We start from the raw sequence: 11,457 nt of genomic DNA, 5'->3' as shown, positions 1-11,457 counted from the left end.
GGAGGTAAAAACCTGAACGAACACCGTCGTTGTGCACTTTAGCAAAACGGCGGTCCAAAAAAATGTCCGCACGCCCCTTGTCTTTCGGACCCTGGGACCGCGGATGTTGTCTTTTCAGATCAAAAACGGTAAATGCGCGGACCCGGGGACCGGATGATTTGATGCTCGCGGCATCGTGCGATCTCTGAGATTGCGAATTTATAGTTGATGGGCAAAATTCTCGACATTTCCGATCTCAGAGATCACAGCAAGCGAAAACCCCGGTGGGCGACTACCAGATCAGTGTGACGCCATCACATTATTAACCATCGACTATCTGGGGCGTGACTTGTCTTTCGGACCCTGGGACCGCGGGTGTTGTCTTTTCAGATCAAAAACGGTAAATTCGCGGACCCGGGGACCGAATGATCTGATGCTCGCGGCATCGTGTGATCTCTGAGATTGCGAATTTATAGTTGATGGGCACGATTCTCGATATTTCCAATCTCAGAGATCGCGGCAGCCAAGCACCCAGCTGGTTAACTGCCACATCAGTGTGACGCCTTCACATTATTTTTCGTCGCAGACCTGGGGGCGCAAAAAGCACCCCAGCAATTGTCACTGGGGTGCCTATTTGCGCGGCTTGACGCACGTGGCCTGAAATTGGTGCCGACACTTAACGCTGTGCCGGCCCCGAAATGCAAACCGAAAAGCGAATGACCTCCTTTGACACTATTTGGTAGACAGCAATACGGTATTGCGCGTGTCATGCACGATTCCGTACCTGTGGTTGGCTAATCTACCTTGTAGTATGCCTGTTGGGCAAATCCGCTTTGCCCGCCGCCTAGGATCAGACGGTCGCGGGTCATGTCAGAGTCATCTTCGATCGTCCCGCCAAGCGCTGGCGCCTGGACGCCTTTGGGCAAAAGAACGAGCGGTTGCATGCTCGATGGCTCTTCGGTTGGATCAATGAAGTAGCCGATACTGGCCTGCATCGACCCATCCAGATCCACCTTACCGGCAATGATCACCTCATGTCGGCCTTGGTAATCCTGATTGGCGACCATAATGCCTTCAGAGTCAGACAAGTTGACATTGGCGGGCTTTTTCACCATTTTGTCGACCACCTCAAGCGTTTCGCCATCGGTTGGATTTTTCCATGTCCCGATCAGGCTGGCATAATCGCCCTTGGCCAGCGCCCGCACATCAAGGCCCATGTATGCTTTCAAGTCGGCCGCACTCACATTTTCGGCGTAAACAGCAGTCTGCCCGTTGATCGAGTTCCAGACCTGGATGAGGTTGTATTTGTTTTTCGCCTCACCGGTCACCGACTGATATGCGTTCGTCGTGCCGGACGGGAAAAAGGCCACTGCCCAGTTGGTGGCCACCATCTGATCGACAAGCGAGGCAGCCAATTGTCCCTGCTTTTCGCGAAAGGCCAGCTTGTGCGTCCCTTCAGCGTCCAGCAGGTCCCCGCCGCGCAGCCGCATCGACCCGTCCGCGATTTCGTCTTGCGTGACGGTCAGCTTCCGGCTCCCACCGGCGTGCAGCGCAGTCTTCGTGCCATTGTATAGCCGCATGCTGCTGGCGATCTGCGTCCACTTGCCCGCCATCAAACTCGAATAATCGCCGCGTTTGATCTGTGAAAAATTCATCTTCGTAGTGGCCGCTTTGAAAGTTGATTTATTCTTGGCGGTGACTGTTTTGGATGCGTCAGTGCCCTTGTTTGTGTTGCCGGATTCGCCCTTAACGCGCGTGCTCGTCTTTGCCGATTTGGCCGGCGCCGGCGCAGTAGCTGGCACCCTACCGCGATTGCCGCAGCCAACTGCCAACCCGCCCAGTAACATCAAAGCAATCAATAACGCTGTTTTCTTCATGCGAACAACAGGCCATCACCGACCACCACAACAACCGCGACGATTGCGATCAGATAAGCCGGTTTGATCTTTTTCAAAAAATCCATGAATAACTCCTCCAATAAATAGACAAAATGACGCGGCGTATCGCAGCATTCGCCCCAAATAATTTTCAAAAATAGCATCAGTGAACTGATCAGATTCACTAATATCAAAATTACGGTACGTACGTTATTTCTCAGTCTATGTGAGATTCAATCTTCTCACAAGCGAATAAGGGGCGGCAGCCACCCAAATTGCCCGGATCTTGCAGATATGCAAGTCCCACCCCTGTCGCCACTTAGCAGGTCAAGATCTTGCTAACTCAGTCGCCAACTTTTCCCGGGAAATAAAAAAGCTCACCGCCATCACGTTTTACCAACGTGACGACGTTGAGCTGTGAAATAGATTTAGACTTCGTGCCGCTCGAACGGCTCGTCCGAAATGCCTTGGCTCAAGATCAGCTTCGCCCACTCCTTGGCGGAAAACAGGCTGTGGTCCTTGTAGTTCCCGCAGGACTCGATCGTGGTGCCAGGCACATCATCCCAGGTGATGTCATTGGCGATCGCTTCCAGGCTCGACTTCAACGCCTTAGCCACCTCGGTCGTGGAATGCTCGCCCCACATGATCAGATGAAAGCCCGTGCGACAGCCAAACGGTGAGCAGTCGATCACGCCATCCATCCGGTCGCGAAGCAGCGACGCCAACAGATGCTCGATCGTATGCAGGCCGGCCGTATCGATTGCCGCAGCGTTTGGCTGCACCAGTCGCAGATCGTAATTGGAGATCGTATCTCCCTGCGGCCCGTGCTCTTCTGTGATCAGTCGCACATACGGGGCCTTAACTTTTGTGTGATCCAGTGTGAAACTTTCAACTTTTGCCATGTGCTTGCTTCCTTTCGAAAAATCAATCCGACCAGACGTCACCAGCAATTTTCTGAACCAATGCCAGCTTTGCCCATTGATCCGCTTCGGTGACCTTGTTACCCTCTTCGGTCGAGGCAAACCCGCATTGCGTGGACAGCGCCAAGTTTTCCAGTGGGACATATTGGCTGGCCGCGTCGATCTTAGCGCGAATGGCCGACTCATCCTCAAGCTCTGGGAACTTGGACGTGATCAGGCCCAGCACGATCCGCTTGTTTTGATCATGATTCCACAGCGTTTCAAGCGGCGCGAACCCGCCAGCCCGCTCGGTGTCATATTCCAAAAACAGGCCGTCGTACTTGAGGTCTTGCAGGAATTCGGCGATATATTCGTAGCCGCCTTCAAACAGATAAGTCGACTGGAAATTGCCGCGGCAGATATGGCTGGTGATCACCATGTCATGTGGCGCCATCGCCAGCATTTCCTCGATCACATCATGCGCATCATGTGCGAGCTGCACGAATTCCGAGTGCTTGGCAATATCGTTTTGCGTATCCTTGAGGTTTTGAATCAGGTAGGCCCAGTTGGTGTCATCGATCTGCAAGTAGCGGCACCCCAGAATGTAGAACTGGTTGATCGTATCGCCGTACGCCGTCGCGATCGCGTCGAGCAGTTCCTCGCGGCTATCATAATATTTTTCCCAGCCGTCTGTGCGATGGTCACGGAACAGCAGGCTCGGGCTCGGAATGGTCTGCTTGGCGACAACGCCTTCCGGAAGCAGCGACTGCAATTCGGTGTACGCTTTGAAAAATGGGTGGTGCGGATTGTAACTGATCGGGCCGGTCAGCTCAACATTCGCCGCGGCGTTGATGTCGCCCTTAAAATTGTGCTCATAGGTGGCGTGCTTGATTTCGTCAATGCCCTCGAGGCCCCAGAGAAAGTCCAGGTGCCAATAACGCCGGGAAAATTCGCCATCCGTCACTGCCTTGAAGCCAAGGCGAACCTGTTCATCAACGATATGTTGAATCGCGGTCTTTTGAATCGCGGCCACGTCCTCTGGCGTTTTTGTGCCAGCCGCCAATGCGGCATGGGCCTCTTTCAATTCTGCTGGTCGCAGCAAGCTGCCAACCAGATCTGCGCGGTACGGTGCATCTAATGCCTTTTTAATTGTCGGTTTTTGCCAAGCCATCTGCTCGTGCTCCTTTATCAGTTATCATAGGACGAAAAAAATCGCCCCTCGACCATTCACGGTCAAGGGGCGATCACTCGCGCTGCCACCCTTGTTCACAGCCGAAGCTGCCTCTGCGGTACATCTATACCGGGTGGGGTAACGGCCACGAGTCGGCGGGCCGGCGTGAACCGACCCGTTGCTATTTGGAGCTCATCTTCACACATTGGCGACTGTCCCTTTTCCACCGGCCGGGTTCACTGTCAGTCGCGCCTGCGTTACTCTTCTCCGCAAAGCATTCGTCTAATGTATTACCCAGATTGTAACCAGAAAAATGAGAAACGTCAAATGATTTTAAAAGGGTGCGGAGCCGAGCGCTTAGGGGTGAGCAGGGCTTCGCCTCGATAACTGCGACATTCACGCTTCCGCTGCCGCCTCCGTCTTTTCCCCACTCGGCCCACGGAAAAGATGGCCCACGGCAGCCGTCAACAGCCCCACCAAGATCACAACCCCGGCGACCGTTTGCCACGTCCCCGCAAAGCCCGTGATCATCGTCTGAAGGATCTCTGGATGCAGGTCACCGAAATGAATCGACCCGGCAATGCTTGGTACCGCCACGACCAGCGCCGCAATACCACCGACAAAGCCGATGATGTAGGTGATGCGGCCAAACGTCACAAGGAAACGGCGCCAGGAGTGACTGCTCTTGCCCATGATCAGAAGGCACAGCGCGCCAAGAATCCCGCAAACGATGGCCGCGGTTTCAAGCGTCAACGCGACAAAGCCATACACGGTCCCATAACCTTGCTGCATGACCTCGGTGCGCACATGCTTGGCCATCATTTTCTCCAAGGCCGTGGTCAGGGCTGTCTTCTGCTTCGTCGTCAACGGCTTGCCGCCCTCCGCCACCACGGCTTCGGTATGCGTCGCAACCTTTTTTGTAAACGCGGAATAGTCATAGGTAAGATTCATCTTCGCTGCCGCGTGAACGCCCGTGTTGAGCGCTTCTTTCAGCGCGGCAGTCGGCACCAACTCAGCGTCATCAGGAAGCGCGATGCCAGCATCCGTGACAGTCTTTGTCACGACTCGGTTCGCGTCTTTTTCGATGACGCCAAGGGCTGGTTGGCTCGTGAGCTGCCCGCTGAGTTTCGCTGGCTCGCCCAGCGTCAGGGCAAGGCCGAGACTGACGGCAAAAACCGTGAGCAAGACCCCATAGATGATCGAGAAAAACGCCAGCCAACCGGCGCTGGTCGCGGTATATTTCTTCGCCATGTCGCGCTTCCTTTCGTGTTTCTTCTATTATAATACGCGCTTGCCCGCGCAAAACCCACGGCAATACATCTTGTGCATCGTCAGCCTTTTACCACGACATCTTGCGTTTAGCGTGGTAAAGTATGAGGTGGCCGCCGCACTTGGCGCAAGGAGGAAACCATGATCAACGTCTTATTTATCTCAATTTCCGGCAACACCCGGGCCTTCGCTCAGCATCTTCAGCAATTCGCAAAAGCCGCGCACGAAACCGACGCCCAGGCGCCGTTGATCGCGCTCAAAGAGATCTCCGACGCCACGCAATCGACCGGCGAGACCGAGCCATTTTTCGTGCTCGTGCCGACCTATCTCGATGGCGGCAACGGTATCGATAACGGCGTCAAGGAACTGATGACCACCGCGATGGGCGACTACCTGGCAGAACCCGGGAACGCCGAGCTGTGCCGCGGCATCATTGGTTCGGGCAATCGTAACTTCAACGAGCAGTATTGCCTGACCGCCAAGCGCTACGCCGCCGAATTCAATGCCCCATTTTTGGCAGATTACGAGCTCCGCGGAACTGACGCAGATGCCGCTCATATTTATCAAGTGATGCGGGACACATTAGCAATTTGATCAACCACAGACTATTCCGCGCAAGCGCGAAAATAATTCGAGGTCCCCGTCATGCTGGTGGCATATACGCATTAATGAATCCGACCACTTTATCCGCATAAACCACTGGATCTTTTTCATCACTCTTGGCATGCCCCGCGCCTGGGACGACCCAGAGTTCCTTCGGGGCATCAGTCGCCGCAAAATTTTCATAAACCATGCTTGTTGGGACAAAATCATCCTTCGCGCCGTGGATGAAGAAGATCGGGCGCGTGTTGTGATGAAGCGCGGCGACAGCACTCGCGTCAAACACGTTGTACTTCGCGCGCACGGAGGCGTTCAGGGCCACCGCCGGCACAAGCGGCCACTTCGGCAATTTGAACATGGCCTTGGCCTGGTATGCTAATTCGTCGATGATGCTGGTGTAGCCGCAATCTTCGATGATGCAGCCGACCTGCTTGGGCAGATTTTCGCCTGACAAATACATCACCGTCGCCCCGCCCATCGACACACCGTACAACGCGATCTGGCTATTTTCGCCAGTCCGTGCAAGCAGCTTGTCGAGCCATTTCAAATAATCCAGCCGATCCGGCCAGCCATACCCGATGTAGTCGCCTTCCGACTGGCCGTGGCCGCGGTCATCCGGCGCCAGCACGTTGAAGCCGGCGTCGTGGAACAGCTGAATCTGCGGCGCCATGTCCTCCTTGGTGTTCATGTAGCCATGCGCGATGACCACCGTGCGCGCCGTTTTCGTTGCGGCCGGCACGAAATCCGCGACAAGCTGCAAGTCGCTGTCCGCCGCCTGCATGTGCCACGTTTCCTTCTCCACTTTGGCAAGCCAGGTTTTTGCACGGGTGGTACGAGCCGGTTCATGACTACTTAGAAAAGTCTTTTTCGCCGGGACAAACGCATAATCATAAAAATATTGGCTGGCGCCGAACACGCCTGCACTCAGCAATAAACAGACCACACAGACTGCCGTGGTCCCGTAATGTCGATGACGCATGGGGAACCTCCTTTACTTGTCAGGGGATTTTCAGCTAATTCTCATTTTTTATGCGGGGCCATCTGCTAAAATGACGATGGGAGTCGTGAGGGAGGAAAAATTGATGGCAGAAACCAGTTTATTACCCGCGTTTATTGATGTCTATTTTAGCACAATAAAAAACATCGATGCACGCATCTCGCGGCCGATGGCAAAATACCGCCTGTCGTTCGAACAATATGAAATCCTTTATGATGTCGCGCATTTGCCCGCGGTCAGTCTGACGGACATCGTTAAAAAACGCGGCGTCACGAAACCGGCGATCGCACGGCAGCTGAAAGTGTTGCGCGATCTCGGCTATTTGACGCAAAAACTTGCGCCGGATGATCACCGTCGCCATATTTTGACCCTGACGCCAATGGGGAAACGCGTCGCGGCCGAGGCTGAAGTGGCCGTCGAAGAAGAATTCGCGCGCTGGGTCGAGGTAATGGGCGAAGCCAAGCTCAATGAGCTGCTTGGTCTGTTAAAGGAGACCGGCACCAAATTGTTTAACAAGGACACGGCTGAGGAAAATGCCGCGGCCGGCGAGTAAAAAAATTGGGACCAGCCATTTTCGGCGGTCCCATTTTTTTATGCCAAAAGCTGGTTGATCGCCCCCGGCAATTCGTCCACTCGATCGATCAACAGATCAGCTCCTGCGGCCACCAGTGAGGCGCGGCTACCAAAGCCATAAGTCACGCCGAGCGTTTCGACGTGATTTGCCTGCCCGCCGCGAATGTCAGAATCCGTATCGCCGATCATCAGCGACGCATCCGGCGTGGCCCCGGCATTGTCCAGCGCGTAAGCCAGCACTTGCGCCTTTGTGCCGCGCACCGTTTCATCCAGCGTCGCCCCGTAACAGCCGTCGAACCACTCGCCCAGCTTGAAGTGCGCCACGATGCGGTCGATCATCGGCTCGGGCTTGGCGCTGGCGATATTCAGCGAATACCCCGCGCCCTTCAATTGCGTGAGCACTTCGGTCAAGCCGGGAAAAAGGCGCATCTCAAATATCCCAGTCTCGCTATAGATCTTCTGATAATGCTTGATTGCCACTTTGATCTGGTCTTCGGTCAGTTGCGGATAAGTCCTGATCAGGGAGCTGGAAAGCGACGGCCCGATGAACGTCCGGTAGACCTCGTCGCCAAGATCCGGCAAGCCGAGCTGGGCGACCATATAATGCACGCCATTCAAAATACCAACATGTGAATCTGCAATGGTGCCATCAAAATCAAAAAATAAATACTGCATGTCAAATCCTTTCAAGTTAAAGGTGCGTAGCGGGGCGTTCAGGGGCGGACAGCTAGGTCCATCAGACGCGTGAGGCGGTCTTTGCCTCGGGCGCCTGATGGCCTAGATGCGCCGTCCCTGCCCCGCGAAGCCCAACTACAGACAGGGTGCGTAGCGGGGCGCTTAGGGGTGAGCGGCTAACTTGGAACTGGCGCTTGAGGCGCACTTCGCCTCGAGTGACGGTTCCAGTTAGACGCCTCGTCCCTGCCCCGCGAAACCCAACTACGGTGCAGAGGTCCGTGGGATGCTGGAACAGCCTAACAAAAAATCAGCCCTTATTGTTCAGCCTCATCCCCGCCTTGCCGCAGCGCCCGTTTCAACATAAATGGCGCGAGCAACGTAGTCAAAATAATGGTCAAGATCACGGCCGAATAAAAATCCTTATCCAGCAAATGGGCATCAAAACCGATCTGGGCGACGATCAACGCCATTTCGCCCCGCGAGACCATTCCCGCGCCGACCACCCCGGCATCGTGATTGTCGAGGCCGGCCATTTTGGCGCCGAGCCCGCAGCCGACCCATTTTGTCAAAAGCGCGAGCACCGTGATGATCGCGATAAACGGCAGATCCTGAAGCAAGCCGTCAAGCCGCATGTTCAAACCGATGCTGACGAAAAACACCGGAATGAACAGCGCATACCCGATCGCGCCAATGCTGACGTCGACCTCTTCTCGATATGGCGTTTCGCTGACGGCGACTCCGGCGAAAAATGCGCCGATGACCGCAGACAAGCCGAACTGATCGGCCAAAAACGCCATCGTCAGACACAACAACAGGGACATGACCATCACGGCGGAGCCTGGCAACAACCGTTCCGCCAAATGCATCAGATACGGTGCGGCCCATTTGACGACGAAGAAAATGACGGCGAAAAACGCCAGCTGCAACAGCAGCGTCAGCCATAAGGGCCATTTGTTGCCGTCGCCTGTGCCAAACATCCCGACTGCGACGCTGAGAATGATCACGGTCAAAATGTCGTCGACCACCGCCGCCCCGAGAATGGTCGCCCCGCCGCGCGAGTCGAGCGCGTTGAGCTCCTTGAGCACCTCAACGGAGATCGACACGGACGTTGCGGCAAAGGTGATGCCCAGAAAGCTGGCGGCGGTGAAGTCAAAGCCCCACACCATCGCAAAGCCGCCAATAAGGGCGATGGGAAAAATGACACCGATGACCGCAACCAAAACACCAGGCCGGAAGTATTTTTTCAACATGGTCAAATCCGACTCAAGCCCTGCGATGAACATCAAAATGATGACGCCGATCTCGGAGAATTCGCTGACCAGATGCGACGGCGCGACCCAGCCCAGCAGCGCCGGACCCAAAATAATGCCGGCCAGCAGCTCGCCGATCACCGCCGGCACACCGATCTGCAGGCTAAAATGCGCCAGCAGCATCGTCGCCGCCAAGATCAATGCCAACGTGCCCAAATATCCCATGGCCCCTCCTCCTTTTCATCACTCGCACCCGACTGATTCGTATTGTGCGCCGGGATCACTCAAGCCGCAACTGATACGCATTGCGCTCGGGCACCGGCTCGTCGAGATAGACGATGCCGCGGAATTGATAGCCGTTGCTGGTGATGACATGCTGCATGATCGTGTTTTGCGCGTGCGTGTCGATGCGCAGGTCGCGGTACCCCTTTGCATAGGCCATCGAGATCAGATTGCTCATCAAAAACTTGCTGAGGTGCTGGCCGCGAATCTGGCTCGAAACGGCAAAGCGGTGAATCATCATGTAAGGGTCCTCGCCCAGCCAGCCGTCGCCATCGATTCGTTTATAAAACGGATCCGGTCCCTCGATCAGACTAGCGGTGCCGAGCACCACGCCCGCCGAAACGAGCACGCGGTTCGTTCCGGCCGCAATATCCTGCTCGACCGCGGCCTGATCCGGATACGTCCCCTGCCACTGATTGATGCCCTGTTCGTGTAAAAAAGCGCGGGCGTCTGAAATAATGCCCATGATTGCCGGAATATCATCGGTTTTGCCCGGCCGCACAAAGATTTCTGCCATGTTGTTGCTTCCTTCTATATAATAGTAAATCCATTTTCCCCTATTTTCGCCCCGCGCGCAATGCTCCCGAGAGAAGCTCGCCTTACCGCGAAAATTGGCACCGGTTACAATTTCATCCGGAGGCAACTTTTTTTCACATAGCGCCTACTAACCATGCGAAAGGGGGGAGTGGCTTGGCAGATGTGATTCGATTGACCCAAAGTCAGGCGCTACCGGGCATTCACAATTTGCCACCGTAATAAACGACACCTGGCCGCTGGCAATCATGACGACTAACTATGTTGATAATCACTATAGTAGTAACTTGGGCAACAATTATCTGTTTACTGTTGGCCAAGGCGTCACCAATAAAGTGCTCGATGTAAAGACCGAACAGGCCGAAACGACTTTTGACCTCAATCAACAATCGGGACTCAAGGGTAAACAACTTCACGACTTACAGATACAAGCCAACTATGGATTCAATGAAAACGTCGGTCTCGACGATATCATCATCCCCGTTCGTTAGGCAAAAATTAAACGATCCGGCCCACTGCAATTGCAATGAACCGGATCGTTTGTTTGTTTTATCTCAATCGTTTGTGAGTTGGGTTCCGCACCCTTTTTTGTTGGGCTTCGCGCGGCAGGTCTGAAACATCTAACTGGGCCTGTCGTTTGGGGCAAAGAGCCACCCCAAAGCGCCAGGTCCAAGTTAACTGTTCAGACCTGAACGCCGCGCTCCGCACCCTTTTTCAGTTGGGCTCTGGCTCGCATGGTCGAGGTATCTAGTTGTCTCGGTCACTCGAGGCGAAGTGCGACTCAAGCGCCCAAGCCAAACTAGCGACTCGACCATCCCGCGGGCCTCCGCACCCTTTTTCTAATCCGTTGGCAGTCCTTTTCTTCCTTCCAGCGGGATCATGGCTGGGCCGTGATCGTGGTCGTGATGGCCGTGGTGTCCATGATGACCGTGATGCCCGCCTTCGCCTTCGCCGTGCTTGCAGCCCGGGTGGCCGCAACCCGGATGGCCCGGTTCCTTATGCGCATCGAGCATCGCGCGCAACCGGACTTGGCGGGTGCGCTCCTTTTCGATGCGCAGGCGCTGATGACCGCGGATGATCGCAACGGCACCGACAATGGACAAGCCGACGGGAATCACATGGACCACCGCCAATTTGATCAACAGATCTGGGTCGTCTTTGATCATCTCGTTAAAATCGTGACTAGATGCGCTGGCCGTTTCGACCAACTTGTTGACAAGTGCTTTGCTTTCGCTGAACATGACATCGCCTCCTGCTTTAATCATACCCGTTTCGCGGAAAAATCACACCGAAAACGCTCACAACTCGGTATAATATTTCCTTAACTTGAGACTTTCCATGCGCCAGGCAG

Annotated in this window: 12 protein-coding genes; 3 read left to right on the top strand and 9 right to left on the bottom strand. The window is 54.9% G+C overall.

All coding sequences use genetic code 11. The annotated features are described in order from the left end of the window. Nucleotides 1-773 precede the first annotated feature (773 nt). From EKM95_RS10060 to EKM95_RS10045, 4 genes are all read right to left on the bottom strand, one after another. Entirely contained in the window at nt 774-1,856 is a 1,083-nt protein-coding gene (locus EKM95_RS10060) for a DUF6287 domain-containing protein (protein ID WP_125698070.1), read from the bottom strand. 428 nt (nt 1,857-2,284) lie between these two features. Further along, nucleotides 2,285-2,758 carry an S-ribosylhomocysteine lyase gene (locus tag EKM95_RS10055; protein WP_125698069.1) on the bottom strand — a complete coding sequence of 158 codons (474 nt, stop codon included), beginning with the start codon at nt 2,756-2,758 and terminating at the stop codon, nt 2,285-2,287. A gap of 22 nt (nt 2,759-2,780) precedes the next feature. Continuing rightward, entirely contained in the window at nt 2,781-3,926 is a 1,146-nt protein-coding gene (locus EKM95_RS10050; protein WP_125698068.1) for a vitamin B12 independent methionine synthase, read from the bottom strand. 396 nt (nt 3,927-4,322) lie between these two features. Further along, nucleotides 4,323-5,177: a hypothetical protein gene (locus tag EKM95_RS10045; RefSeq protein ID WP_125698067.1), complete on the bottom strand. Its 855-nt coding sequence runs from the start codon at nt 5,175-5,177 to the stop codon at nt 4,323-4,325. A 159-nt stretch (nt 5,178-5,336) separates the two neighbouring features. Here EKM95_RS10045 and nrdI point away from each other — a divergent pair, with 159 nt between their 5' ends. Then, nucleotides 5,337-5,789, top strand: a complete 453-nt coding sequence (nrdI, locus tag EKM95_RS10040) for a class Ib ribonucleoside-diphosphate reductase assembly flavoprotein NrdI (RefSeq protein WP_125698066.1) — start codon at nt 5,337-5,339, stop codon at nt 5,787-5,789. Nucleotides 5,790-5,838: 49 nt separating this feature from the next. Here nrdI and EKM95_RS10035 read toward each other — a convergent pair whose 3' ends face one another. Further along, on the bottom strand, nt 5,839-6,774 hold the full coding sequence (locus EKM95_RS10035; protein WP_125698065.1) for an alpha/beta hydrolase: 936 nt from the start codon (nt 6,772-6,774) through the stop codon (nt 5,839-5,841). A 103-nt stretch (nt 6,775-6,877) separates the two neighbouring features. Here EKM95_RS10035 and EKM95_RS10030 point away from each other — a divergent pair, with 103 nt between their 5' ends. Next, nucleotides 6,878-7,345 carry a MarR family winged helix-turn-helix transcriptional regulator gene (locus EKM95_RS10030; protein ID WP_125698064.1) on the top strand — a complete coding sequence of 156 codons (468 nt, stop codon included), beginning with the start codon at nt 6,878-6,880 and terminating at the stop codon, nt 7,343-7,345. A gap of 38 nt (nt 7,346-7,383) precedes the next feature. On the opposite strand, the gene EKM95_RS10025 is transcribed toward EKM95_RS10030, so the two are convergent. From EKM95_RS10025 to EKM95_RS10015, 3 genes are all read right to left on the bottom strand, one after another. Continuing rightward, nucleotides 7,384-8,040, bottom strand: coding sequence for an HAD hydrolase-like protein (locus tag EKM95_RS10025; RefSeq protein WP_125698062.1), 657 nt, complete (start codon nt 8,038-8,040; stop codon nt 7,384-7,386). Nucleotides 8,041-8,354: 314 nt separating this feature from the next. Next, nucleotides 8,355-9,515, bottom strand: coding sequence for a cation:proton antiporter (locus tag EKM95_RS10020; protein WP_125698060.1), 1,161 nt, complete (start codon nt 9,513-9,515; stop codon nt 8,355-8,357). 55 nt (nt 9,516-9,570) lie between these two features. Next, nucleotides 9,571-10,089, bottom strand: a complete 519-nt coding sequence (locus EKM95_RS10015) for a GNAT family N-acetyltransferase (protein ID WP_125698058.1) — start codon at nt 10,087-10,089, stop codon at nt 9,571-9,573. Nucleotides 10,090-10,354: 265 nt separating this feature from the next. Between EKM95_RS10015 and EKM95_RS10010 the strand changes: the two genes are divergently transcribed. Then, on the top strand, nt 10,355-10,597 hold the full coding sequence (locus EKM95_RS10010) for a hypothetical protein (protein WP_125698056.1): 243 nt from the start codon (nt 10,355-10,357) through the stop codon (nt 10,595-10,597). Between the two features lie 348 nt (nt 10,598-10,945). Here the strand turns inward: EKM95_RS10010 and EKM95_RS10005 are convergent, their stop codons facing one another. Then, complete coding sequence (locus EKM95_RS10005) at nt 10,946-11,347, bottom strand: hypothetical protein (protein WP_125698054.1); 402 nt, start codon at nt 11,345-11,347, stop codon at nt 10,946-10,948. Nucleotides 11,348-11,457 lie beyond the last annotated feature (110 nt).

Source organism: Lacticaseibacillus yichunensis (assembly GCF_003946405.1).
Lineage (GTDB): Bacteria > Bacillota > Bacilli > Lactobacillales > Lactobacillaceae > Lacticaseibacillus > Lacticaseibacillus yichunensis.
Note: the sequence above shows the minus strand (reverse complement) of the source record. Positions and strands in the feature narration are given on the sequence as shown.